This window comes from Microbacterium memoriense, from assembly GCF_025398275.1.
Lineage (GTDB): Bacteria > Actinomycetota > Actinomycetes > Actinomycetales > Microbacteriaceae > Microbacterium > Microbacterium memoriense.
Genome location: NZ_JAODOR010000014.1, coordinates 23849 through 47728 on the forward strand (window position 1 = coordinate 23849; position 23880 = coordinate 47728).

Genomic DNA, 23880 nt, shown 5'->3' on the forward strand with positions numbered 1-23880 from the left:
CCTCCATGTGGAGGTTCTTGGGTTGTCGCTCGACTAGATTGGTCGCATGACAGCATCCGCCGACGCCGCGCTGGGTCGACCCGGCCTCCAACCCAAGGGCGTCGCACGTCGGCAAGAGATCCTCGACCGTGCGATCGGCGTGTTCCAGGAACGCGGAGCCGACGGCACATCGTTGCGCCGCATCGCGGAAGCCCTCGGTGTGTCGCACGCCGCACTGCTGCACTATTTCGACTCGCGCGAGCAGCTGCTGGTCGCCGTGTACGCGCACGCCGAGGCGCAGCGGGCAGCACTGGCGCCGTCATCCAGCACGGGCGTCGAGGCGCTCGTCGAGGCGGCCGTCGCCAACGTCGAAGTCCCCGGCCTCGTGCAGCTCTACACGACTCTCCTGGCCGCGTCGCTCGAAGCCGGGAGCGACGTCGGCAAGCAGCACTTCTCCACCCGCTTCGAGCGCCTGCGGGCTCGACTGACGGCCGAGTTCGAGGCCGACCAGCGCGCCGGACGCATCCGCACCGACGTCCCCGCCGCCGACATCGCGGCACTGCTGGTCGCGTCCTCCGACGGCCTGCAGATCCAGTGGCTCCTGGAGCCCTCACTCGAGCTCGAAAACACGCTGCGGAGCTTCGCTGCGCTCCTCCAGCCACCCACCTGAGCCGGGTAGTGCGAACTGCATCCACCGCCCGCGTGCACGCCGCGTGGCCGGCGGGGCGCTACGCCACCGGCTCGGTGACGATCACGACCTCGCGCGGCTGGATCTCGATCGTGGCGCCGGGGGCACCGGCATCCGTCCCGAAGCGGGCACCGGCGGGCGTGAGCGTGACGACCTCGTCGGTGCGGTTCGCGAAGAACTCGTACCGGATGCCGTCAGCCGCCCGCGTGATGACCTCGAGGCGACCGTCCTGCGTCCGAGCATCGCCGCGGAGCGCATCGATGTCGCCCGCGAGCGAGCGCAGCACACCCGTGACGCCCTCGACGCCGAGATCGGCCGAAACGTAGGTCGCCGACCCCGCACCCACGCGGCGCCGGGTCACGGCGGGCTCCCCCGCCAGGTCACCGGACGCATACGTGTCGAGCACCTCGACGTCGTCACCGAGGCGGATGATCCGCTCGCTCCAGTTCGTCGCCGACGCACCCGAGGCCAGCTTCTCCGGCGCCAGCAGCGGCACGAACTCCTCGACCGTGAGGCCCACGAGCTCGCGCAGGGCACCGGGGTATCCACCCAGCCACACACGGTCGTACTCGTCGACCGTGCCGGAGAAGTAGGTCGTCACGAGGTGACGTCCGTCCGCGACGATCTGCTCGAGGCGCGCGCGCAGGTCGTCGGTCACGACATGCAGCATCGGCGCGATCACGACGTCGTAGTCGTCGAATGACGCATCGACCGGCACGACGTCCGCACGGATGCCGAGGTCGAGCAGCGCGAAGTACCAGCTCAGCGCCTCCTCGTCGTAGCGCAGCAGCTCGGTCGGGTGGGAGTCGCGGCCGCTGACCCACCACGAGATGTAGTCGAACGCGATCGCGACGCGGGCCTTCTCACGGTGCGCACCGGTCAACGGCGCGATCGCCTGCAGCTCGGCGCCGAGCGCCACGACGTCACGGAACACCCGGCTGTCGGCGCCCGCGTGCGGGACCATGCCGGAGTGGTACCGCTCGCCGCCGGCGCGTGACTGGCGCCACTGGAAGTAGCAGACGCCGTCGGCGCCGTGCGCGACGTGCGTGAGCGCATCGCGCATGAGCTCGCCGGGACGCTTGGGCGGGTTGATCTCGCGCCAGTTGACGGCGCTCGTCGCGTGCTCCATGAGCAACCACGGCCGTCCCTCGGCGATGTTTCCGGTCAGGTTCGCCCAGAACGACAGGTCGTCACGGCCGCGGGCACCCGGACGCAGGTAGTGGTCGTTCGAGACGAAGTCGACGTCGCCGGTCCACGACGGGTAGTCGATGTCGCGGATGTTCTGCGCGACCATGAAGTTCGTCGTGCGCGGGACACCCGGGGTGAGCTCCCCCAGCAGCGCGGCCTCGGCGCGCAGGTGGTCGCGCTGCGCGTCGGACGAGAACCGCTGGAAGTCCAGCTGCTGACCGGGGTTGCGCTGCGCGGCGGCGACGCGAGGCGGGAGGATCTCATCCCATTCGCTGTAGTGCTGCGACCAGAACGCCGTGCCCCACGCGTCGTTGAGCGCGTCGAGCGAGGTGTAGTGCTCCTGCAGCCAGATGCGGAAGGCCCGCGCGGCGTCGTCGGAGAAGTCGTAGAGGTTGTGGCACCCGAGCTCATTGCCGATGTGCCACGCGACGAGCGCGGGGTGATCGGCGTAGCGGGTCGCGAGCTGGCGCACGAGCCGCAGGGCATACTCGCGGAAGATCGGCGAGGTGGGACGCCAGTGCTGGCGACCGCCCGGGGAGAGAATCGTGCCGTCGACGGTCACCGGCAGGACCTCGGGATGCTTGGTCGTCAGCCACGCAGGCGGCGACGCCGTCGCGGTGGCCAGGTCGACATCGATCCCGTTCTCGTGGAGCAGGTCGATGATGTCATCGAGCCAGCCGAAGTCCCACTCACCCTCGCGCGGCTCGAGGAGTGCCCAGGAGAAGATCCCGAGCGAGACGATGTTCACGCCCGCTTCGCGCATGAGCCGGACGTCCTCGGCCCACACCTCGCGGGGCCACTGCTCCGGGTTGTAGTCCGCGCCGTAGCGCATCTTCCCGGCGCCGAGAGCGCCATCCTTCACCCATTGATACGTCGTTGCATCCGTTGCCATGGTCTCAGCCTATATCCCAAACACGTGCAGTTGCACGGTTTACAACGAAACCCGCTAGCCTCAACCCATGACCGATCCCGGCCGCCGCGGCCCGTACGCCAAAACGGCCGAGCGTCGCAGCGAGATCATCGCCTCGGCGACCGCCGTGTTCGCCGCCTACGGGTACCACGGCGGATCCCTCCGGCAGATAGCGAAGGATCTCGATCTCGGCCTCACGACCCTCATGCACCACTTCCCCACGAAGGTCGCTCTCCTGGAAGCCGTGCTGGAGCAGGAGGATGCCGCCAACCCCGACTTCACCGGGCAGTCTCGGCGCGACGGCTTCGTCCCCGGCATTCTTGCGATCGTCGAGCGGAACCTCGAGCGCCGTGAACTCGTCCGGATGTTCTCGATCGTCTCGGCCGAAGCCACGCATCCCGAGCATGAGGCGCACGCCTGGTTGCTGCGGCGGTACGCCGAGGTGACCGCGACGTACGCCGAGCTGATCTCGTTCGACCGCGTCGCGGGGCGAATCACGACGGACGGCGATCCGGAGCGGCTCGGGCAGCTGATCATGAGCGGGTGGGAGGGGATCCAGATCCGCTGGCTCGCCGACGGCAGCGACCCGGTCGCCGCGATGCGGCTGCTGCTCGACGCGCTGCTGGTACCCGCCGTTCGACCTGAGTGATTCCTGCCTCAGCCCACCGGCTCACTGACGACGCGCGCGGCGCGGCCGGTCGCGCGGACGGCGCCGATCGAGGCCGTGATCACGAGCGCGATCCCCGCCAGTTCGAGCCACGCGAGGTGTTGACCGAGCAAGACGAAACCCGCGAGCGCCGCAGTCGCCGGCGCCAGGCTCATCAGAATCGCGAAGGCGGATGCCGGTAGCCGGCGCAGTGCGATCAGTTCGAGGGCGTACGGGATCGTCGAGCTGAGGATGGCAACCGCCGCGCCGATCCCGAGGATCTCCGGCCGCAGCAGTGCGCCCCCGGCATCCACGACACCGAACGGGAGCGACACGATTGCGCCGACGACCATCGCGAGCGCCAACCCGTCGAGCTTCGGGAAGGTGGCGCCCACGCGGGCCGACGCGAGGATGTAGAACGCCCACGTCGCCGCCGCACCGAGCGCGAAGAGGACGCCGATCGGATCGAGGCGGTCCCATCCGCCGCCGCCGAGAGCAATCACACCCGCCAGGGCGAGCGCGGCCCACAGCCACGCCGAGCGACGCCGGCTCGCGACGACCGACAGGACCAGTGGCCCGAGCACCTCGATCGTCACGGTGATCCCGAGCGGCAGACGTTCGAGCGCGAGGTAGAACAGGCCGTTCATGAGCGCGAGCACGCCACCGAGCCACAGCACACCGCGCCAGGCGGAGGCCCCGTGACCGCGCAACCGCGGACGGGCGATCAGCAGCAGAACGATCGCCGAGAAGACCAAGCGCAGCATGACCATACCGAGCGGCCCGACATCGTCGAACAGCAGATACGCGAGCGAGGCGCCGACTTCTTGGCACGCAAGACCGATCACGACCAGCGCGACGGCCGCGGGGGCGGTCGTCTTCACGACCGGGCGAGCACGATCACGGAATCGGGCAGACGGCCGCGGCCGCGAGCTGCGCCGACATGTCCTCGGCCGTCCACGGAAGACCGGCCTCCGGCGCCGATTGCCCGGCCGCCGCGGGAACCTTGGACACGACCGCCGCGAGTTCCCACGCCAGCACGCGCGCGACGTCAGCGCCGGCGCGGGAGTTGTTGAGGACGACCACGACGCTCATGCCGGTGTTCTTGTCGGCGAAGGCGGCGGTGAGGTATCCGGGCACGGATCCGTACTGCCCGATGAGGTCACCGGCCTGGTAGGCACCGCCGCTCGCCGTGAACCATGCCGGGCCATCGGCTACGACGGGCAAGGGGCTCTCGAAGCGCGCATCGTCGTCGTACGCCCGCGCGCCGATCGCGAGAGCCTGCACGTAGCGACCGAGCTCGGTGACATCTGTTTCGACGCCGGATGCCGTGAACCCGGCCGACGGCGACAATCCGGTCACGTCGGTCGGTGCCGCGCAGGCGACCGCGCCGTCGACATCACCGGACAGCAGCCCGTGGAGCGTCGAGGTGCTGGTCGATGCCAACTGCGTCTGCGTCAGTCCGAGCGGCTGGGCGATGTAGTCCTCGTACAGCGCCGCTGCCGACATGCCGGACGCATTCTCCAACGCCAGGCCGAGCAGGAGATATCCGGTGGATGAATCGCGGAAGGTCGCACCGGAGTCGCCGCCGATCCCCTGCGCTGTGCCGTAGGCCAGGAGTTCGCGGGGATTCCAGTTGCGTGCGGGATTGGCCAGCATGCGTCCGGTCAGTCGATCGGTGTACGAGCCGAGACCGGCGGTCGAGTCGCAGAGCTCGCCGAGGCTGATCTCGCTGTCCATCGGGACGCCACGCACCCAGTCGGTGACGGCATCGTCGAGATTCACCGTGCCCTCCGCGGCGAGCGCGTACAACACGTCGCAGGTCATCGCGCGTGTCGTCGCGCCGGCCTTGAAGGTCATGTCGGTCGTCACGGGCTCGCCATCCGGCGTCGATGTCCCGATTCCCGTGACCCAGGATCCCGCCCAGGGCGCCCACACGCCGACGATCGCACCGCTGGACCCGGTCGCCGCGATGGCCCGGTCCATGGCCGCCTGCAGCTGTGCTTGCGTGTCGTCCGGGAGTGCGGCATCCACTTGCGTGGGGAGTTCGACCTCGATCTCAGAGTCCGCGGCGCACGCGGATACTCCGAAGAGCAAGACGGCTGCGCCGACGAACGCGACGAGCCGACGCGTGTAGTGGGAACGCCGCATATTCACCCCCGAATGGTGTTGCTTCCAGCGTAGATCACATCACATACCGGCCCGATCATCTGCGTGCCTAAGGTGGACGCATGCCGCACAGTTTCGAGCCCGAAGCGCTCTCGGGCGTCCTCGGACACATGAACAACGACCACATCGACGACAACCTCCTCATCGCGCGGGCCTTCTCCCCGCTCGCCGACGTCGTCCACTCCGAGATGACGACGTTCGACGGCGATCGGGGGCAATGGCATGTGATCACGGCCGACGGCGCCGAAGACGTCATCTCGGTGCCGTGGCCCGGAGGGCCGATCACCGAACGACGCGAGGTGCGCCGCGAGATCGTGGCACTCTATGACGCCGCGTGCGCACGCCTCGGGATCACACCTCGGCCGCACGAGTGAAAAAGCTTCAGGTTAGCTGTACCTAACTCCGCTATAGTCGGTGACGTGACCGACACGATCTCCTTTTCGACCGCTCTGCGCGAGCGGTCCCGCACCGCGCACTCCGGCAGCGAGCATGCCGGTTTCATGGATGACCTCATACGCGGCAAGGGCACGCGCGAGGATTACGTCGCCCTCGTCGCCCAGCACTGGTTCATCTACGAGGCGCTCGAGGGTGCCACCGACCGGATGAAGGAGTCGCCCATCGCGGCGCCGTTCCTCAGCGACAAGCTCACCCGCCTGCCGGCGCTCGAGGCCGATCTCGCCTTCCTCATCGGGCCGAATTGGCGGGAGCGCATCGAGCCGCTGCCGACGACCGTCCGATACGTCGATCGCATCAACGAGGTCGGTGCGACCTGGCCCGGTGGGTTCGTCGCGCACCATTACACGCGGTACCTCGGCGACCTGTCGGGCGGGCAGTTCATCGGCAAGCTGATGGCACGCCAGTTCGGGTTCGACACCAATGGCATCGGCTTCTATGTGTTCGCCGAGATCGCCGATCCGGCATCCTTCAAGGATGTCTACCGCGAGCAGCTCGACGCTGCCGGGTGGGATGCCGACGAACGCGAGCGCGTGATCGACGAGGTGCTGCTGGCCTACCAGCTGAACACCGACCTGTTCCTGGACCTGGCCGCCGCGAAGTCGACCGCCGCCTAACCCCGCGCGCGCTCCTCCTCCGACCGCGAGACACTGTCGCTGCACCGAGACACCCGCCGTGCGCACGTGTCTCGGTGCACCAACGGTGTCTCGCGGAAGTTCGGGCGGGGATGCCGGGTCAGCGGGCGGCGGCGGCGCGGACGCCGGCCATGAAGCGGCGCACGTCCGCGTCGACCAGGATGTCGGCGGGGCGCAGCGGTCGCGAGAGGTACAGACCGTCGAGCGAGGTCAGGCGCGACAGCGCGACATAGGTCTGGCCGGGGGCGAAAGCGCCCGAGCCGAGGTCGATGATCGCACGGTCGTAGGTCTTCCCCTGCGACTTGTGGATCGTCACGGCCCACGCCAGCCGCAGCGGAAACTGGGTGAACTCGGCGACGATGTCACGGCTGAGTTTGCGCGACCCCGGGTCGTACGCATACCGGAATCTCTCCCACACGGCCGGCTCGACGTCGTGCTCCTCGCCGTCGAGCTCGACGCGCACCGACGTCCCCGCGATCCGGATCACGGTCCCGATCGAACCGTTGACCCAGCGCGGCCCGTCGCCGCCGTACCCCGCGATGTCGTTGCGGAGGAACATCACCTGCGCCCCGACCTTCAGCTGGAGATCGGCGTCGGCCGGGTACCCGGCATCCCCCCGCCCGAAATCGCCGCTGATCTCGGCCCGCGCCGTCTGCACCGGCCCGGGCAGCGCGTCGAGATGGCGCTGATTGATGCGGTTGACGATGTCGTTGCGCGTGGCCAGCGTGATGATCGGCGGTTCGTCACCGGTGGGCTCGGGAGGCACGCGCGCGCCGGCCGCGTTGAGCGCGCCGGCGATCTCCGCCGTGACGACGCCGTGGCGCACAGCATTCAGCATCGCCTTGAAACCGTCGTCGGCTTGGCGGTGGATCTCGCGCAGCTCGCGGATGTGCAGCGGCGCGCCCACCCGGCCGAGATCCAGCAATCCGTCCGAGCGGATCGCGGACCCGTCGGCCGAGGGCCCCGCCCACACCTGCGCGTCGAAGAACCAGAACGACCGATAGTGATCCTGGATGTAGCGCAGTTCATCGCCGCGCGGCGGCACGGGCGAAAGTTGATAGGGATCGCCGAACATCACGATCTGCACGCCGCCGAACGGCTCCGACCTCTTACGCCGCGCTTGCCGCAGTGACCGGTCGATCCCGTCCATGACATCGGCGTTGACCATCGAGATCTCGTCGATGACGAGCGTGTCGATCGCGTTGAGGATCTTGCGCGTCGGCTCGGACTGCTCGAGCTCGCTGTCGGCGATGAGACCGATCGGCAAACGGAACAGCGAGTGGATCGTCTGCCCTTCGACGTTGAGAGCCGCCACACCCGTCGGCGCGCACACGGCAATCTGCTTGTCGGTGTTCCACGCGAGGTGCTGCAGAAGCGTCGATTTGCCGGTGCCGGCACGGCCGGTGACGAACACGTGCTCGCGGGTGTCCTCGATGAGACGGAACAGCGCTTCCTGCTCGGGAGACAGGGACGGCGCGCTCATCCTCACCATGCTAACCATCAGGCGCCTTTCCTAGACTGAAGCCATGGACGTGATCGAGGAGCGCAGCGGGGTGGATGCCGCCACTCCACCGCCCGTGAGATCACGCCGTCGTCGCGGGCTCGCGTTCGACCTCACCGCGCTGGCACTCATCGGCGTGCTCCTGGCCGGCGCGATCGGGACCACCGGCATCCTGATGTACCGGCATTTGTACAGCCCGACGGCGTTCGTCCTGAACTATCTCGATCTCCTCGGACGTGGCCAGGCCGCCGACGCCCTCGCCCTCCCGGGTGTCGCGATCGACTCCGCGACCGTACCCAACGCAGACCTCTTCACGAGCGCGAGTGACGCTCTGTTGCGCCGCGACGCCCTCGCTCCGTTGACCGATGCCACCGGCATCGGCGAGGTCCCGGGCGACGACGGCACGACCCTCGTCACGGTCGCGTACACGGCCGGCACCTACGCGGGGCAGAGCACCTTCCGCGTACGACAGGCCGGATGGCTCGGCATCGCGCCGGCGTGGCGCTTCACCGACAGCCCGCTCGCCGTGATCGACCTCACGGTACGCGGCGCGATGCAGTTCCAGGTGAACGGATTCGAGGTCGACAAGCGTCAGGTCTCCCCGGCACAGCTGGATGCCGATCCGCTCGCCCCGGTGGCCCTGCTCGTCTTCTCCCCCGGGCTGTACTCGATCGAGATAGACACGCCTATCTCGGCGAGCCCCGGCGTCGCTGTCCTCTCCGACACCCCCGCGGCCGATATCCCGGTGGACCTCCAGACCCAACCCACGGCGCAGTTCACTGCGGTCGTGCAGGAGCAGGTCCATGCCTTCCTCGACTCGTGCACGACGCAGCAGGTGCTTCAGCCCACCGGCTGCCCGTTCGGCTTCACCGTGCGCAACCGCATCGTGGACGCTCCGGTGTGGACCATGGCGCAGCAACCGGCGATCACTCTCGCCCCTGCGGGCGCGAACTGGACGATCGAACGCACCGAGGCCACCGCGCACATCCAGGTCGGCATTCAGTCGATCTTCGACGGGTCGATCACCCCGGTCGACGAAGACGTGCCGTTCTTCCTCACGGGTGAGGTGACGATCCTGCCGGACGGGACGGCATCCATCACCGTCGCCGGAACCGACTGAGCTCAGCGCCCGGCGCGCGCGTCGCGATCGGCGAGCGCCTGCAGGCGCGCGTTGTACTCGCCCAGCTCCGCCTCGCCGGTGCGATCGGCTTGCCGGTCCGCACGCTTCTGCGCGCGGTCGTCGTTGCGGCTCCACTGGATCGCCACCGTCATCGCGAGGATGAGCGTCGGGATCTCGCCGATCGACCAGGCGACGCCGCCACCGGTGTACTGGTCCTCGAGGGGCGTGGGGCCCCACGTCCGGCCCATCGAGCCGAACCACTCCGCGACGAACAGGCCCGAGCTCATCATGATCGCGATGCCGAAGAACGCGTGCATCGCCATGACCGCGATGAGGATCAGCAAGCGGAACGGATACGGCAGGCGGTACGGCACCGGGTCGATGCCGATCAGCGACTGGACGAACAGGTATCCGGTGATCAGGAAGTGCGCGACCATCCACTCGTGGCCGATGTGGTCGTAGAGCGACCAGCGGAACAGGTCGGTGTAGTAGAAGATCCACAGTGACCCGATGAACAGGGCCGCGGCGAAGAGCGGATGCGTGATCACGCGCGAGAACGGCGTGTGCACGGCCCACAGGATCCACTCGCGGCCGCCGCGCGTCCCATCGGCGCGCTTGTCGATCGCGCGCGCGGCGAGGGTGACGGGCGCCCCGGCGACGAGGAGCATCGGGATCGCCATGGACAGGAGCATGTGCCCCATCATGTGCATGCTGAACAGGTAGTCCTGGTACGCGTTGATCGGACCGCACGTGACCCACAGCAGCAGCAGCAGCCCGCACACCCAGAGAATCGTGCGGTACAGCGGCCACCGGTCACCGCGACGGTGCAGGCGCCATGCGCCGACGAGGTAGAAGAACAGGCCGAACCCCACGGCGAACGCCCACAGGACATCGATGTCGACGGCCGTGAACCACTGCGTGATCGTGAGCTCCGGCGGCAAGACCGACCCGGTGAGCACCTCCGCGGGTGTCGGCACCGGCGGCAAGCTCGTGTCGACGGGCGGAGGTGTGCGGGCCAGAGCCACGGCGGCGCCGCTCGCGATGCCCATGAAGGCGAGCTCGAGCGCGATCAGTCCCCAGAACCGATGCCCGGGCTCGGCTGTGCGCATGCGGCCGATGACCCGGCGGCGATACCAGGCTCCGAGGACCCCCATTCCGAGCAGGGCGACGACCTTGACGGCGAGGATAACGCCGTATGACGAGAGCAGATTCTCCCAGGAGAGCAGGCCCACGACGGCGCGCGCGATCCCTGAGAGCGACACGACGGCGAACGCGGCCAGCGCGATGCTGGAATAGCGCGCGAGGACGTCCGCGAGCTCATTCCTGCTGAGCTTCGGACGGACGATGACGAGGAGCAGGAGCCCGCCGAGCCAGACGGCCGCCGCAAGGATGTGGAGCGCCAGGGCCGTGACGGCGGTGTTGTGGCCCGACTCGTCGCCCGAGTGGCCCTGCGTCGCCATCGGGATGAGCGAAGCCGCCGCAAGCGCCGCGACGACCAGGGTCGCCGTCCAGCTACGCACGGCGAAGGTCAGCACCGTGAGAGCAGCGCCGGCGATCGTGGTGATCGCCCACGCGCGCCCGGGCTCGGTGTCGACGAGGAAGCGACCCAGCAACTGCCCGAACTCGGCATCGGCGCTGGGCGCCGCATTGAAGATGTTGATGAACGTCAGGAAGGCCGTGCTCGCGCTCGCGATCGTGAACACGGCTGCCGAGACGGATGCCGTATCCAGCGCCGTGTCGAAGCTCTCGGTCCCCGAACGGAGCACGAAAAGAGCGAGGACCAGGGATCCCAGCATCCCGGCGGCGGACAGGTTCACGGTCAGGGTCGCGATCGGCAGGCCCCAGCGCACGACGGGGCCGGGGTCGGCGATCAGCAGGGGCGCAGCGCCGCCGCCGTAGAGCAGACCGGCGATGAGCGCCAACAGGGCGGCCCCGGCGAGGATCGCCGGTCCGGCCAGACGCAGCGCGCGGGAGTTCACCCGTCCAGCCTACGTCGGCCGGGATGGACCCCCGGCCGCACGCGAAAGGGGGGATGCCCGAGTGGGCATCCCCCCTTCACAGGGTGTACGTGAATTACTTCACGGCCGCCTTCAGCTTCGAACCGGCGGTGACCTTGACACGCTGGCCGGCGGCGATCTTGATCTCTTCACCGGTCTGCGGGTTGCGGCCCGTGCGAGCGGAGGTCTCGACGCGCTCGAAGGCGATCCAGCCGGGGATCGTGACCTTCTCGCCCTTGGCGACAGCCTCGGAAACGGAGGAGAAGAGAGCATCCAGCACGCCGGAGACGGTGGACTGGCTCTGTCCGGTCGCGGAAGCGATGCTGGCAACGAGCTCGGTCTTGGTGATAGCCATGGGGTTGTCCTCCAGCCAGCAGCGAGTGCCGACTTTAGTTACTTCGGACCGGGGGCGAGCCTCCGGTTTGGTCGGGTGGACCGTCCCTGAATATACCCAGAAACCGCGGAAAATCGCGGATTTCGACCCCGTTCGGCCATCTTTTCCCGGCGTGTCGCCACCTAATGTGACGAATGTGGCCTCGTGTGGCCCTCTTCACCCTCGTCAACGACCTCCCCCGCGCCCGGGCCGCCGCAACCAGAATCGGATGCCGTCACCGGATTCGGCGGCGCGCGCCCTCCGGCATCCGAATCTGGCGACTCTGTCCGAATCTGGTGCGCGCCAGCCACGCGGCGTGAGCCACCGAAACGACGAAGGCCCGGATCTCCGAGGAGATCCGGGCCTTCGTGAAGCGGGTGCTTACCAGCTCGACTTGGTCACGCCGGGCAGTTCGCCCTTGTGGGCCATGTCGCGGAAGCGGACACGCGAGATGCCGAACTTCGAGAGGTGGCCACGGGGGCGACCGTCGATGGCGTCACGGTTGCGCAGGCGCACCGGCGACGCGTTGCGCGGCAGCTTCTGCAGGCCGACGCGAGCGGCCTCGCGGGCCTCGTCGGTGGCGTTCGGGTCCACGAGAGTCTTCTTCAGCTCGGCACGCTTCTCGGCGTAGCGAGCGACGATGACCTCGCGCTGGTTGTTGCGCGCGATCTTGCTCTTCTTAGCCATGGATCAACGCTCCTCTCGGAATTCGACGTGCTTGCGGATCACCGGGTCGTACTTCTTGAGCACGATGCGGTCGGGGTTGTTGCGGCGGTTCTTGCGCGTCACGTAGGTGTACCCCGTGCCGGCGGTCGAGCGCAGCTTGATGATCGGACGTACGTCCTGAGCCTTCTTGGCCATTAGAGCTTCACACCCTTCGCGATCAGGTCCTTGACAACGGACTCGATGCCGCGGGCGTCGATGACCTTGATGCCCTTAGTCGAGACGTTGAGCGAGATCTTGCGACCCAGCGAGGGGACAAAGTACGTCTTCTTCTGCACGTTCGGGTCGAAGCGACGCTTCGTCCGGCGGTGCGAGTGCGAGATGCTGTGACCGAAGCCAGGAATCTTCCCGGTCACCTGGCACACTGCTGCCATTGTTCTACTCCTTATACCGTGAGGCCGGACGGCCTCACCCAAGATCCCTTGTCTGCGTCCGACAGGCGGACGCGAACTGCGTGCTGGAGTGCGCGCAGACAAAGAGTCAGTCTAGCACGGCGATTGCCTCAGCCTCGGCGCCGCGGCCCCACCGGAAAGGGGACACCGTCGGGTCGCCGGGCAGCCAGAAGCGCCACGGAAAGACGGTGGTGCCCGCGACGCCCGCGACGCCGACGCGCGGCCCCGCAGCGATCTCCTTCGCACGGGATACCGGTAGCCGCAGCCGCGCGACGGCGTCTTCCTGCGGCAGGCCCGCCACGGCGTCGATCCCGTCGTGGAGCGGATGCCGGAGCCCCACCGCCGCGCCGAGCCGCCCGGGCCCCCGGGCGAGATCGCGGGCCGAGCGCGCGGCCGGGCGCCGGGCGAAGGCGGCATCCACCCCGTCGATGACCTCACCGGCCCTCAAAAGGATTCCCCCGGCGACCCCGACCGGACCGCAGACGACATTGACGCACGAGTGGATGCCGTGACTCAGGTAGACGTAGAGATGCCCCGGTTCGCCCCACATGGTGGTGTTCCTCAGGGTGCGTCCCATCCGGGCGTGCGATCCGGGATCGGGAATCGACCCGGTCCCCGCACCGTGGTAGGCCTCGACCTCGGTCAGCCGCACCGCCACCGTCACGCCGCCGGCCTCCACTTCGAGCACTCCGCCGAGCAGGCGGGGCGCCACGTCGACCGGCAGCCCGGTCAGGTCCGCCCGGGTCGCCGCGGCAAGGCGCGAACCCCCACCAGTCGTATGGGCATTCGGTGTGGCGACGCCTCGCGTGCCCCACCAGGACTCACCCGCACCACCGGCCATGCGACTCATCCTCGCGGCGGGGTCTGGCACCACGAAATGTCGAATCCACTGAGGGTGACGACCTCGGTGCCGTCCCCGAGCGCGACGACGTGGGTCTGCACGCGCTCAGGCAACGGCAGGAGGTACCCGTCGTACGGGTTGTCGACGACATCCGGGGCGACGAGGAACGCCGCGTACCGCCCACTGGGCGAGACGCACGTCTCCATCAGCGTGTCCGTCGGCTCGACCGCGAACACCGACCGCGCGACGCCCTCGGCATCCACGACGTCGACCGAGGTGGACGACACCGTGAAGCCGTCGAGCTGTGCGAGCACGCGCAGCGTCGACCCGTCGGCGAGCGGGGTGATGGCATTGAGCTGTCCGAGGGCAGGGTCGGTCGCCGACAGCGGGGTCTCTTCGGCGGTCGCGAGATCGATCGCGACCGGAGCGTCGGTGCGCTGGACGACGGCGACGGTCGATCCGCGGGCGATGCCCTCGATCGTCAGCGCGTTGCCGAGTGCGACCGGCTCCCCGCCCGCGGACGAGGCGAGCGTGAGCGCGCCGTCGAACGTGATCATGAGGATGCTGTCCGTCCCCGGGACGAAGCGCCAATCGCCCACGCGCGAGTCGCCGCCGGGCCGCTCGATCGCGGTCGGCGCCTCGCTCGCCTCCGCGGCGTTGAGGGATGCCGTGAACAGCTCGCTCTCGCGCCCGCTGTCGGCGCTGATCGACGCGTCCGTGAAGGTGTACCCGACCAGGTTTCCCCGATCGGCGCTCTGCAGGTTCGACACGACGCCGTCGCCGGGCAACGGCAGATCCCGCTCGCCCGTGCCGTCGAGGTCGGTGACGATCACGTGCGACAGTCCGTCGTCGTCGACGGTCGAGACCACCAGGTGGCTCGAGGTGGCCCGGAAGTCCTCGATGTGTTCATGCGTGTAGACGGGTTCCGCCGCATCACCGACCAGGTCGGTGCGGAAGATCGTGTCCCCGGCCGCGCTCCGCGTCAGGACGAACACCGTGAGCCCCGGCGTCGTGAACGACTCCTCGATCGTCGCCGCAGGCCCTCCGCCGATCCCGGTGACGTCCGTCACGGTGACGGCATAGTCGGTCTCGTCCCAGAGCGGCAGCGCGAAGCGGATACCGATGCTCCGCCCCGAGGTATCGACGGTGAAGTCTGCGGCGGGCGTCACGGTCACCTGCTCGGGCGTGATCTCCTGCAGCGACTGCGTCGTCGTGATGATCATGCGCGATCCGGATGCCGCGACCGCCGCATCCGGATCGACCTGCACCCCGGTGACCCGCGGCCCCTGGGCGACCGAGATGGCCGCCGCGGCCAACCCGAGGACAGCGAGGATGCCGATCACGATCGCGAAGCTCGTGACGAAAGCGCGCGACCGGCGCCGCCGCGCGCGCGCGCGCCGCGATCCGTCAGTACTCATACGGGTCCTTCGGCTGATCGACGACGGCGACCGAGGCCGCATCGATCTGCAGGCGCCCGTCGACGTCGCGAATGGTGCCGGTCACGGTGACCCACGTGCCGGTGTCCGGTGCATCCGAGACCGCGATCGGCACGCTCGCCGGCTGCGCATCGATCACGCAGTGCGTGATCACCAGCCGCGTGAGGTCGAAGCCGTCGCCGCCGGGCGTGACGAACCCGGTCAGGGTGATCTCGTCGCCGTCGAACGCTTCCGGGTTCGTCGCGGTCGCAAAGACACTGGCCCATTCGCCGACGCCGAAAGCTGCGGTGTCGCCGGTCGCGGCGAGCGCGATCGTGTCGGAGCCTTGGAAGAGCGGCGCGGTTCCGGTGTCCCGTGACATCGCGAGCTCGGCCGACAGGGTCGCGGGCGGGGTGAGGACGATCGCCAGCGCGGTTCCGGTGGCGAGGACCCCGCCGGTGACAGTCGCGATGACGCCCGCCGCGCTGGGCCGATGCGCGGATTCCGCGTGATCGTGCGCGTCGCCGTGGTCGTGTCCATGATCCGACTCGGCGCCGAGCGGTAGGGCGAAGCTCGCGATCGTGCCGAGCAGCGCGACGATCGCCATCGTCACCGCGAACCATGCCGACTCCGGGTTGATGTACAGGCCGAGCTGCCCGGTGAGGGTGAGCGCGATCGTGACGGCCGCCAGCGCGGCGGTCAACCCGACGCCCAGCAGGCGGGCGCCGAACTGCGAGGTCCGTGACTCAGACAAGGAGGTTCACCACCCCGCCGATGACGATCGCGGACAGGACGACGATCACGACGAGGCCGACCAGCACCTTCGTGCGGAAGGTCGTGCGCAGCAGCGCCAGCATCTTGACGTCGACGAGCGGTCCGACAAGCAGGAAGGCGACGATCGACCCCGGAGTGAACGTCGACGCGAACGACAGCGCGAAGAACGAGTCGACATTCGAGCAGATCGACACGATCATCGCGAGCGCGATCATGGCGATGATCGACAGCGCCGGGTTCGAGCCGATCGCGAGCAACGCATCCCGCGGAACGAGCACCTGCACGGCACCGGCCAGCGCCGAGCCGATCACGAGGGCGGGCATGACCGCGCGGAGCTCCACGACGAACTGCGCGAGGCTCCGCCGCCTCTTGCCGCCCGTCTCCTCTTCGACGATCGCGCACGTCGCGCGGAAGCGGTCGGTGACCAGGCCGTCCGGGTCCGGATGCCGGCTGTACAGCCAGCCGATCAGGTTCGCGATCGCGTAGCCACCCAGGAGTCGGGCGATGAGGATGCCGTCGTCGAAGCCGAATGCCTGATGCGTCGTGATGATCACGATCGGGTTCACGATCGGCGCCGCGATGAGGAACGTGAGGGTCTCGGGGACGCTGAACCCGCGCATCAGCAGGCCGCGGGCGAACGGGACGTTGCCGCACTCGCACACCGGGATCAGCATTCCGAGCAGCGACAGGACGGCCCGGCGGCCCCAGGCGTTCCGCGGCATCCACCGTTCGATGACGCCGGGCGGCACCCACACCTGCACGACGATCGACAGCAGCACGCCGAGGACGACGAACGGGAGCGATTCGATCAGCACGCTGATCGAGAGGGTCAGGCCGTCCTGCGCGCGCGTGGGGAGGCTCGGTCCGGGGGTCAGCAGCGCCACCACGATGAGCGCGGCGACGACGATGATCCCCGCGCCCACGAGGAGCGCCGGGCGCACCCGAGGATCACGTTGCAGACGCTGCGTGCGCGGCGCCGTAGTGATCTGGTCAGCCACGCTCGTCCGGCGCGGGGGCTGCAGGAGCATTCGCGGCGCAATCCGCGCAGACACCGAAGATGTCGACGACGTGCTCAGCCTGCGTGAACCCGTGCTGGGCTGCGGTGCGCTGCGCCCATTCCTCGACGTCGCTGGCCTGGATCTCGACCGCGCGACCGCACGAGCGGCAGATCAGGTGATGGTGGTGACCCGCGCTCGAGCACGCGCGGTAGATGGCTTCGCCCTCGGGGCTCTGCAGTTGGTCGGCTTCGCCGCTTGCGGCGAGGGTCGCCAGTGCCCGGTAGACCGTCGCGAGGCCGATGCCCGTGTTGTCGGTACGGAGCGCGGCGTGAAGGTCCTGGGCGCTGACGAATCCAGCGGCGTCGCCGAGCGCCGTGCGCACGCGATCGCGTTGCCAAGTGTTGCGCTGGACCATGGTTCGCAAGTGTACCCGCGCGGTTTCGGAGGCGGCTGGGAGCATGGCGCGGCATCCACCGCCCCCCTACTGGGGAATCAGCGGGTGACGCGGCCGCGGCGGCTGCCGACGATGCGGCAGACCAGGTAGATCGCGAACGACAGCGTCGTGATGTACGGACTGACGGGGAGCGTCCCCATGACCGCGAGCAGGATGCCGCCGACCGCCGCGACGACGCCGAACACCGCCGAGAGCAAGGGCAGGGCGAGTTTGCCCGAGGTCACGCGGGCCGCGGCGGCCGCCGGCGTCACGACGAGCGCCATCACGAGCAGCGCGCCGATGATGTGCACGGCGACGGCGACGACGAGGCCGAGCAGCAGCATGAATCCGAGCGAAACCGTGACGGTCGGAACGCCCCGTGCGGCGGCGGATTGCGGGTCGAGGGAATCGAAGCTCAGCGGACGCCAGATCAGCAGCAGTGCGACGAGCACGAACGCCGAGATGCCGATGAGCCAGCCCAGCTGAGCGTTCTGCACCGACACGATCTGACCGGTGAGCAGACTGAACCGGTTCGCGCTCCGGCCGTCGTACAGCGAGAGGAACAGGATGCCGAGGCCCAGGCCGAACGGCATGAGCACGCCGATGATCGAGTTGCGGTCACGGGCTCGCGCGCCGAGCCAGCCGATCAGCGCCGCCGCGATCAGCGACCCCACGATCGATCCGGTGACGACATCCACGCCGATCAGCAGTGCCGCGGCGGCTCCCGCGAACGACAGCTCGCTGATGCCGTGTACCGCGAATGCCATGTCGCGCTGCATCACGAAGACACCGATCAGGCCGCCGACGAGCCCGAGGACGGCGCCCGCCCAGATCGAGTTCGACACGAGCGCGAGGATGTCGCCGTAGTCGGCGAGGCCGCCGAACATCGCGTCGCCCACGTCGGACCAGTTCATGAGTGATCCTCGTGGTCGTGATGGTGGTGGGAGTCCTCGGCATCCGGCGCACCGACGACGACCAGCCGGTCGCCCGCGCGCAGCACGAATACGGGTGCGCCGTACAGGTCGGTGAGCACCGGTGAGGTGAGCACTTCTTGCGGGCGACCGAGGGTGAAGCGGCCGTTCGCGAGGTAGAGGATGCGGTCGACCTTGCCGAGGACGGGGTTGATGTCGTGTGTGACCAGGAGGACGCCCGCGCCGGTCTTGCGGTGTTCGTCGATCAGCCGCACGACGCCCTGCTGGTTGGCGAGATCGAGGCTCGTGAGCGGCTCATCGCAGAGCAGCAGACGCGGATCGTCGGCGAGCGCCTGTCCGACGCGCAGGCGCTGCTGCTCGCCGCCGGACAACACGCCGACCGGCTTGTCGGCGAAGTCCCGCGCGCCGACGGCATCGATGAGCGCTTCGACGCGGTCCCGGTCGGAGCGCCGCACGAACGGCAGACCGAACCGGTGTCCGTCGACGCCGAGGGCGATCAGGTCCCGCCCGCGCATCGCGGTGTCGCGCGAGAGGGGTCGTGCTTGCGGAAGGTAGCCGATGCGCCGGTTGCCGCGGTGGTGCACCGGCTCGCCGAGCGCCGTGATCGTGCCCTCGCTGAGCGGTTCGAGCCCGAGAATCGCTCGCAGCAGTGTCGTCTTTCCCGACCCGCTGGGGCCGAGGACGGCGATCAGTTCGCCGGGCGCGACATCGAGGTCGAGGCCGCTCCACAACTCGCGGTCGCCGCGCCGGAGCGCCGCGCCGCGCACCTGCAGGACAGGGGGGGTTTCGGCCTCGCTCACCGCGCCAGCGTACCGGCCAACGCGTCGACGTTCGCCTGCATCCACGTCAGATACGTGTCACCCTCGGGCACGAGTTCGGTGAATTCGAGGACGGGGATGCCGGCATCCTCGGCCTTCGTGATCACTTCGGTGGTCTCGGCGCCCCCGGTCTGCGCATTGACGATCAGGGCGCTGACGTCACCGGAGGCGACGATGGTGAGTGCCTCGAGAAGTGTGGCGGGCGGGACGTCCTGCCCTTCTTCGACAGCTTCACTGAAGGCAGCCGGTGTCGCGTTCTCGAGCCCGGCGGCGGCGGCGAGGTAGAGCGGGACGGGCTCGGTGACGAAGATCTGAGTGCCGCTGTAGGTCGCCGCGATCTCGTCGAGGGAGGCTTCGATGCCCTCGACGCCGGCCGCGAAGCTCTCGTAGTTGGTCTCGTAGGTCGCCGCGTTGTCCGGGTCGATCTCGGCCAGCTCATGCGCGATCTCTTCGGCGACATGGGCGATTGTGTGCGGGTCGTACCAGACGTGCTCGTTGAAGCCCTCGACGTGATCGTGCCCCGCATGGTCGTCCGCGGCATCCGTCTCGTCGTCGGCGTGGTCGTGCTCCTCGTCACTGTGGCCGCCGTTCTCGGGCCAGTCGTGGGAGTACTCCACCGCCATGATGACCGGTGCTTCGGTGCCGGTGGCCTCGATGAGCGAGTCGAGGAACGCGTCGTAGCCGCCACCGTTCTCGATCAGAAGATCGGCCTTCGACACCGTCAGCTGATCCTTCGCGGATGCTTCGTACGAGTGCGGGTCCTGCGAGATCGAGTCGATGATCGAGGTGACCTCGATCAGGTCGCCGCCGATCTCCTGCGCGATGTCGCCGTACACGTTCGTCGAGGCGACGACCGTGAGCGTGCCGTCCTCCTCGGAGGATGCCGACGGCGCGGCGCCGGCACATCCGGCGAGGACGAGGGTGGAGGCCAGGACGAGCGCACCTGCGGCGGGAAGCTGTGTGGAAGGCATCCCATGATTCTACGCTACTGATAATCGTTCTCAGATCTCGAGCCCTCAGGTCCAGGTGAAGTCGGCGAGCGCCAGGTCGTGCGTGCGCGTGACGTAGCTGTCGGTGCCGCCGGGCCAGTTGGACGTGATCCGGCCCGAAACCGGATGCCGGTACCAGCTGTCGCAGCCGGTCCAGGCGGATGTCGCCAACTGCGCCTGCACGTCGTCGTCCCACTGCTGTTCGGCGGCCGCTGTCGCCTCGATCGCGCGTCCCCCGGCGCCGACCATCCGGTCGACGGCGAGGCGCATGTGCCGGGCCTGCGCCTCCAGCATCCGGATGATCGAACTGCCGCCGAGGTTCGTGTTCGGGCCGTACGACAGCATCAGGTTCGGGAATCCGGGCACGTAGATCCCCAGGTGCGCCCTCGCGCCGAGCGCCCACTGCTCCTGCAGATCCGCACTATCCCGCCCGGTGATGCGGATGCCCCGGAGAAAGGACTGCGTGTCGAATCCGGTCGCGTAGACGAGGACGTCGGCGGGATGTCTCACGCCGCCCGTCGTCACGATCGCGCCCGGTTCGATCCGCTCGATGCCCTCCGTGACGACGTCGACGTTCGGGCGGCAGAGTGCCGGGTAGAAGTCGTTCGAGAACAGGATGCGCCGGCATCCGATCGGGTAGTCCGGCGTGAGCGCTCGGCGCAGGTCCCGGTCGCGCACCCGAAGACGCAGGTGGGTCAGCGTCACCGCCCGGCCCATGCGCGCGGCCGGCGAGCCGGGATCGAGCTGGCGGGAGAACAGCTCGCCGAGCGCGCGGAAAAACGGACGCTCGGCGCGCGCGGCGAACCGGCGATACCACGGCGGATAGACCGCATCCGGTTTCGGCCAGATGTAGCTCGGCGTGCGCTGGAACAGCGTGACCTGCCGGGCGGTGACCGCCAGCTTCGGCACGACTTGCACGGCGGTCGCCGCCGCGCCGATCACCGCCACTCGCGCCGAGGCCAGGTCGAGATCTTCCGGCCAGCGCGCCGTGTGGAATGCCGGACCGCCGAACGAATCGGCTCCCGCGATCGCCGGGATCACCGGATTCGACAGCTGGCCGACGGCCGGCACCAAGAGGTCGACCTCGTCTGTTTCGCCGGTGTCGAGCGTCACCGTCCACGCGGCGCCGGTCCACTGCGCCGCGACGACGCTCACCCCCAGCCGCGTGCGCGGCGTCACACCTTCGCGGTCGGCGACACCGCGGAGGTACCGCAGGATGTCGGGCTGCTCGGCGTAGCGCCGGTTCCAGGATGCCGACGGCGCCCAGGAGAACGAATAGAAGGGCGACGGCACATCGCACGCGGCTCCCGGGTAGGTGTTGTCGCGCCACACCCCACCCAGGGCATCGGCCCGCTCCCACAGCCGGATGTCGCGGTACCCGTGGCGCAGGAACTCGGCGGCGACCGCGATCGCACCGAAACCCGAGCCGATGATTCCGATGCGAGGCATCACTGCTCCCGGACGGCGGCGAGCACGGCTGCGGTGCTGAGATCGAGGACGTCGTCGCGCGTGAGCGTCTCGCGCTGCAGCCATTCACGGCAGAGCGCTTTGATGAACGCGGCGACCGGGCGCAGGCGTGCGCGGAGCGCGGCGTCATCGGGCAGGCCGAGTGCGTCGAGCACGAATCGCGCCGCACGGTCGTCCGCGACGTCGACGAGCACCTGCACGTCACCCCCGTCGTGCATCCCCTCGGCGCCGGCCGTGTTGACCCACCGCTGACCGTACGTCCGCGCCCCCTCGAGGATCCACGCCATCATCAACCGCGCCCGCTCGGCGATCGGACGCCCCTCGAGGTCGGGCAGCTCCTCGACAGGAAGACGCACCGACTGCGTCATGACAGCGAGGAACAGCTCGCGCTTCGACCCGAAGTAGTGGTGTAGAAGTCCCCGTGCGACACCCGCGGCGGCGGCGAGTTCCTCCATCGAGATGTCGTCGTAGCGCCGCTCGCGGTAGAGCTCGCTGGCGGCATCGACGATCTGCTGCCGGCGCTCGTCGGGGCTCAGCCTCGTCCTCGGGGTCTCGCTCACATCGGTCAGTGTGATCGGCTATTGGCAAAGTGTCAATAGTGGGTTACGGTGGCCGCGTGAGCGACTACGACGTTGTAGTGATCGGCTCCGGCTTCGGCGGGAGCGTCGCGGCGTTGCGCCTGAGCGAAAAGGGCTACCGCGTCGGTGTGATCGAAGCGGGACGGTGGTTCCGCGACGACGAGCTCCCGGAGACCTCGTGGCGACTGCGGCGCTACCTGTGGATGCCGGCGGCCCGCTGCTTCGGCATCATGCGGATGACGCTGCTGCGCAACGTCCTCGTCGTGAGCGGCACCGGCGTCGGCGGCGGATCGCTGGTCTACGCGAACACGCTGTACGAGCCGCCAGAGGCCTTCTACCGCGATCCGCAGTGGGCGCACATCACCGATTGGCAGAGCGAGCTCGCGCCCTACTACGACCAAGCGAAGCGGATGCTGGGGGTCACCCGCGCGCACGCGACGACGCGGCCCGACGACCTGCTCCGCGAACTCGCCGCCGACGAGGGCGTGAGCGACACGTTCCATGCCGCCGAGATCGGTGTCTTCTTCGGGGAGGGTCACGGCATCCCCTCACCCGACCCCTTCTTCGGAGGAGTCGGACCGGAGCGGCGCGGGTGCATCGAGTGCGGCGCCTGCATGACCGGCTGCCGGTACAACGCGAAGAACACTCTCGTGAAGAACTATCTGCCGCTCGCCCAACGCGCCGGTGCCCGCATCCACGCGCTGACGACCGTCACCGATGTCCGTCCGCAGCGCGGCGACCGCTACCGCGTGACCGGACACGTCACGGGCAATCCGCTCCGCCGGCGCACGTTCACGGCGGATCACGTCGTCTTCGCGGCGAATGCCCTGGGCACCCAACGCCTCCTCCACACGCTCCGCCGGCGCTCGCTCCCCCGCCTGTCACCGCGACTCGGCGAACTCAGTCGCACGAACTCCGAAGCCGTGCTGTCCGCGCGCACGAGCGATCCGCACGCCGACCTCACTCCCGGCACGGCGATCACGTCGTCATTCCATCCCGATCCGCACACGCACGTCGAGGCGGTCAGGTATGGCCGGGGGTCGAGTCTGCTCGCTCTCCTCAACGCGCACCTCGTCGACCCGGTTGAGGGGATGCCGCGCTTGCGTGCGACGCTCCGCACGTATGCCCGATTGGGCATGCGTCCCGCTCTGCGCCTCCACGCGGTCCGGCGATGGGCCGAGCAGTCGATGATCGTGCTCGTCATGCAGTCCCTCGACAACTCGCTGACGACCTACCTCACGCGCGGAATCTTCGGTCGGCGTATGACGACCCGGCAGGGGACCGGCCAGCCCAACCCCGAGTGGATCCCCGCCGCCCACCGCGTCGCCCGCGAGCTCGCCACCCGCGTCGACGGCCTCGCCGGCGGGTCATCGGCCGACCTCATCGGCATCCCGACGACGGCGCATTTCATCGGCGGCTGTGCGATCGGCACGTCGATCACGAGCGGCGTCATCGACCCCTACCAGCGCGTGTTCGGCTACGACGGCCTCCACATCCTCGACGGTTCCGCTGTCAGCGCCAATCTCGGCGTGAACCCGTCGCTCACGATCACGGCACAGGCCGAACGGGCCACCGCGCTCTGGCCGAACAAGGGCGAGCCCGACGCACGTCCGCGGCTCGGCGAGCCGTATCGCCGCATCGAGCCGGTCGCTCCGCGCACTCCCGTGGTCCCCGAGTCGGCGCCCGGTGCGCTCCGCCTGACGACACCGACGCTCCGTCCCGGTGCGGCCGCGAGAGGCTGCATCGCATGAGCATCTTCGTGGGCGCCGCGGGACCGGATCTCGTGTTGCCGCACGGGCTCGGCAGTCGCCATCAGGCGTTCGCACCCGTCGTGGGCGAGCTCACCCGTCGCCCCCGCATCCTG

25 protein-coding genes are annotated in these 23880 nt (G+C 69.0%); 6 read left to right on the forward strand and 19 right to left on the reverse strand.

Annotation, left to right across the window (positions count from 1 at the left end):
* Positions 1-46: 46 nt before the first annotated feature.
* The gene (locus N4R40_RS11550) at positions 47-649 is read left to right on the forward strand and encodes a TetR/AcrR family transcriptional regulator (RefSeq protein WP_261607535.1); all 603 of its coding nucleotides are present in this window, start codon (positions 47-49) and stop codon (positions 647-649) included.
* A gap of 58 nt (positions 650-707) precedes the next feature.
* Here N4R40_RS11550 and N4R40_RS11555 read toward each other — a convergent pair whose 3' ends face one another.
* Entirely contained in the window at positions 708-2747 is a 2040-nt protein-coding gene (locus tag N4R40_RS11555) for a beta-galactosidase (RefSeq protein WP_261607536.1), read from the reverse strand.
* 67 nt (positions 2748-2814) lie between these two features.
* On the opposite strand from N4R40_RS11555, the gene N4R40_RS11560 reads away from it, so the two are divergent.
* The gene (locus tag N4R40_RS11560) at positions 2815-3414 is read left to right on the forward strand and encodes a TetR/AcrR family transcriptional regulator (RefSeq protein ID WP_261607537.1); all 600 of its coding nucleotides are present in this window, start codon (positions 2815-2817) and stop codon (positions 3412-3414) included.
* 8 nt (positions 3415-3422) lie between these two features.
* Here the strand turns inward: N4R40_RS11560 and N4R40_RS11565 are convergent, their stop codons facing one another.
* Together N4R40_RS11565 and N4R40_RS11570 are read right to left on the reverse strand one after the other, a co-directional pair.
* Positions 3423-4292, reverse strand: a complete 870-nt coding sequence (locus N4R40_RS11565; RefSeq protein WP_261607538.1) for an EamA family transporter — start codon at positions 4290-4292, stop codon at positions 3423-3425.
* Between the two features lie 16 nt (positions 4293-4308).
* Positions 4309-5559: a serine hydrolase domain-containing protein gene (locus N4R40_RS11570; RefSeq protein ID WP_261607671.1), complete on the reverse strand. Its 1251-nt coding sequence runs from the start codon at positions 5557-5559 to the stop codon at positions 4309-4311.
* An 80-nt stretch (positions 5560-5639) separates the two neighbouring features.
* Between N4R40_RS11570 and N4R40_RS11575 the strand changes: the two genes are divergently transcribed.
* Entirely contained in the window at positions 5640-5951 is a 312-nt protein-coding gene (locus tag N4R40_RS11575) for a DUF2470 domain-containing protein (protein ID WP_261607539.1), read from the forward strand.
* Between the two features lie 45 nt (positions 5952-5996).
* Entirely contained in the window at positions 5997-6647 is a 651-nt protein-coding gene (locus tag N4R40_RS11580; RefSeq protein WP_261607540.1) for a biliverdin-producing heme oxygenase, read from the forward strand.
* Positions 6648-6765: 118 nt separating this feature from the next.
* On the opposite strand, the gene N4R40_RS11585 is transcribed toward N4R40_RS11580, so the two are convergent.
* A complete protein-coding gene (locus N4R40_RS11585; protein WP_261607541.1) occupies positions 6766-8148 on the reverse strand; it encodes an ATP-dependent DNA helicase in 1383 nt (460 codons plus the stop codon).
* A gap of 43 nt (positions 8149-8191) precedes the next feature.
* Here N4R40_RS11585 and N4R40_RS11590 point away from each other — a divergent pair, with 43 nt between their 5' ends.
* Positions 8192-9286: a hypothetical protein gene (locus N4R40_RS11590; RefSeq protein WP_261607542.1), complete on the forward strand. Its 1095-nt coding sequence runs from the start codon at positions 8192-8194 to the stop codon at positions 9284-9286.
* 2 nt (positions 9287-9288) lie between these two features.
* On the opposite strand, the gene N4R40_RS11595 is transcribed toward N4R40_RS11590, so the two are convergent.
* From N4R40_RS11595 to N4R40_RS11665, 15 genes are all read right to left on the reverse strand, one after another.
* Positions 9289-11265 (reverse strand): bifunctional copper resistance protein CopD/cytochrome c oxidase assembly protein, encoded by a 1977-nt coding sequence (locus N4R40_RS11595; protein WP_261607543.1) that lies wholly within the window; start codon positions 11263-11265, stop codon positions 9289-9291.
* 94 nt (positions 11266-11359) lie between these two features.
* Positions 11360-11638, reverse strand: coding sequence for an HU family DNA-binding protein (locus N4R40_RS11600; protein WP_203190217.1), 279 nt, complete (start codon positions 11636-11638; stop codon positions 11360-11362).
* 399 nt (positions 11639-12037) lie between these two features.
* Positions 12038-12343: a 30S ribosomal protein S14 gene (rpsN, locus tag N4R40_RS11605; RefSeq protein WP_261607544.1), complete on the reverse strand. Its 306-nt coding sequence runs from the start codon at positions 12341-12343 to the stop codon at positions 12038-12040.
* 3 nt (positions 12344-12346) lie between these two features.
* Positions 12347-12517 (reverse strand): 50S ribosomal protein L33, encoded by a 171-nt coding sequence (rpmG, locus tag N4R40_RS11610; protein WP_005051772.1) that lies wholly within the window; start codon positions 12515-12517, stop codon positions 12347-12349.
* Positions 12517-12753, reverse strand: coding sequence for a 50S ribosomal protein L28 (gene rpmB / locus N4R40_RS11615; protein WP_261607545.1), 237 nt, complete (start codon positions 12751-12753; stop codon positions 12517-12519). Before rpmB ends, rpmG begins: the two co-directional genes overlap by 1 nt.
* Positions 12754-12859: 106 nt before the next feature.
* Complete coding sequence (locus N4R40_RS11620; protein WP_261607546.1) at positions 12860-13612, reverse strand: DNA-3-methyladenine glycosylase; 753 nt, start codon at positions 13610-13612, stop codon at positions 12860-12862.
* 5 nt (positions 13613-13617) lie between these two features.
* A complete protein-coding gene (locus N4R40_RS11625; protein WP_261607547.1) occupies positions 13618-15030 on the reverse strand; it encodes a hypothetical protein in 1413 nt (470 codons plus the stop codon).
* Positions 15020-15781: a TIGR03943 family putative permease subunit gene (locus tag N4R40_RS11630; protein WP_261607548.1), complete on the reverse strand. Its 762-nt coding sequence runs from the start codon at positions 15779-15781 to the stop codon at positions 15020-15022. The genes N4R40_RS11625 and N4R40_RS11630 overlap by 11 nt, the downstream gene beginning before the upstream one ends.
* Positions 15774-16799 carry a permease gene (locus tag N4R40_RS11635; protein WP_407665899.1) on the reverse strand — a complete coding sequence of 342 codons (1026 nt, stop codon included), beginning with the start codon at positions 16797-16799 and terminating at the stop codon, positions 15774-15776. The genes N4R40_RS11630 and N4R40_RS11635 overlap by 8 nt, the downstream gene beginning before the upstream one ends.
* A complete protein-coding gene (locus tag N4R40_RS11640) occupies positions 16792-17214 on the reverse strand; it encodes a Fur family transcriptional regulator (protein ID WP_261607549.1) in 423 nt (140 codons plus the stop codon). Before N4R40_RS11640 ends, N4R40_RS11635 begins: the two co-directional genes overlap by 8 nt.
* Before the next feature lie 77 nt (positions 17215-17291).
* Positions 17292-18146 (reverse strand): metal ABC transporter permease, encoded by an 855-nt coding sequence (locus N4R40_RS11645; RefSeq protein WP_261607550.1) that lies wholly within the window; start codon positions 18144-18146, stop codon positions 17292-17294.
* Entirely contained in the window at positions 18143-18964 is an 822-nt protein-coding gene (locus N4R40_RS11650) for a metal ABC transporter ATP-binding protein (protein WP_261607551.1), read from the reverse strand. The genes N4R40_RS11645 and N4R40_RS11650 overlap by 4 nt, the downstream gene beginning before the upstream one ends.
* On the reverse strand, positions 18961-19953 hold the full coding sequence (locus tag N4R40_RS11655) for a metal ABC transporter substrate-binding protein (protein WP_261607552.1): 993 nt from the start codon (positions 19951-19953) through the stop codon (positions 18961-18963). The genes N4R40_RS11650 and N4R40_RS11655 overlap by 4 nt, the downstream gene beginning before the upstream one ends.
* A 45-nt stretch (positions 19954-19998) precedes the next feature.
* The gene (locus N4R40_RS11660) at positions 19999-21420 is read right to left on the reverse strand and encodes a flavin-containing monooxygenase (RefSeq protein WP_261607553.1); all 1422 of its coding nucleotides are present in this window, start codon (positions 21418-21420) and stop codon (positions 19999-20001) included.
* The gene (locus tag N4R40_RS11665; RefSeq protein ID WP_261607554.1) at positions 21420-21998 is read right to left on the reverse strand and encodes a TetR/AcrR family transcriptional regulator; all 579 of its coding nucleotides are present in this window, start codon (positions 21996-21998) and stop codon (positions 21420-21422) included. Before N4R40_RS11665 ends, N4R40_RS11660 begins: the two co-directional genes overlap by 1 nt.
* A gap of 56 nt (positions 21999-22054) precedes the next feature.
* Between N4R40_RS11665 and N4R40_RS11670 the strand changes: the two genes are divergently transcribed.
* Positions 22055-23767 (forward strand): GMC oxidoreductase, encoded by a 1713-nt coding sequence (locus tag N4R40_RS11670; protein WP_261607555.1) that lies wholly within the window; start codon positions 22055-22057, stop codon positions 23765-23767.
* Positions 23768-23880: the final 113 nt, after the last annotated feature.

Bases quoted from the DNA above. Each gene is read 5' to 3' on its own strand.
- N4R40_RS11550 (WP_261607535.1), top strand. From the start codon at position 47: ATGACAGCATCCGCCGACGCCGCGCTGGGTCGACCCGGCCTCCAACCC.
- N4R40_RS11555 (WP_261607536.1), bottom strand. From the start codon at position 2,747: ATGGCAACGGATGCAACGACGTATCAATGGGTGAAGGATGGCGCTCTC.
- N4R40_RS11560 (WP_261607537.1), top strand. From the start codon at position 2,815: ATGACCGATCCCGGCCGCCGCGGCCCGTACGCCAAAACGGCCGAGCGT.
- N4R40_RS11570 (WP_261607671.1), bottom strand. From the start codon at position 5,559: ATGCGGCGTTCCCACTACACGCGTCGGCTCGTCGCGTTCGTCGGCGCA.
- N4R40_RS11575 (WP_261607539.1), top strand. From the start codon at position 5,640: ATGCCGCACAGTTTCGAGCCCGAAGCGCTCTCGGGCGTCCTCGGACAC.
- N4R40_RS11585 (WP_261607541.1), bottom strand. From the start codon at position 8,148: ATGAGCGCGCCGTCCCTGTCTCCCGAGCAGGAAGCGCTGTTCCGTCTC.
- N4R40_RS11590 (WP_261607542.1), top strand. From the start codon at position 8,192: ATGGACGTGATCGAGGAGCGCAGCGGGGTGGATGCCGCCACTCCACCG.
- N4R40_RS11600 (WP_203190217.1), bottom strand. From the start codon at position 11,638: ATGGCTATCACCAAGACCGAGCTCGTTGCCAGCATCGCTTCCGCGACC.
- rpsN (WP_261607544.1), bottom strand. From the start codon at position 12,343: ATGGCTAAGAAGAGCAAGATCGCGCGCAACAACCAGCGCGAGGTCATC.
- rpmG (WP_005051772.1), bottom strand. From the start codon at position 12,517: ATGGCCAAGAAGGCTCAGGACGTACGTCCGATCATCAAGCTGCGCTCG.
- rpmB (WP_261607545.1), bottom strand. From the start codon at position 12,753: ATGGCAGCAGTGTGCCAGGTGACCGGGAAGATTCCTGGCTTCGGTCAC.
- N4R40_RS11620 (WP_261607546.1), bottom strand. From the start codon at position 13,612: ATGGCCGGTGGTGCGGGTGAGTCCTGGTGGGGCACGCGAGGCGTCGCC.
- N4R40_RS11625 (WP_261607547.1), bottom strand. From the start codon at position 15,030: ATGAGTACTGACGGATCGCGGCGCGCGCGCGCGCGGCGGCGCCGGTCG.
- N4R40_RS11640 (WP_261607549.1), bottom strand. From the start codon at position 17,214: ATGGTCCAGCGCAACACTTGGCAACGCGATCGCGTGCGCACGGCGCTC.
- N4R40_RS11645 (WP_261607550.1), bottom strand. From the start codon at position 18,146: ATGAACTGGTCCGACGTGGGCGACGCGATGTTCGGCGGCCTCGCCGAC.
- N4R40_RS11655 (WP_261607552.1), bottom strand. From the start codon at position 19,953: ATGCCTTCCACACAGCTTCCCGCCGCAGGTGCGCTCGTCCTGGCCTCC.
- N4R40_RS11660 (WP_261607553.1), bottom strand. From the start codon at position 21,420: ATGCCTCGCATCGGAATCATCGGCTCGGGTTTCGGTGCGATCGCGGTC.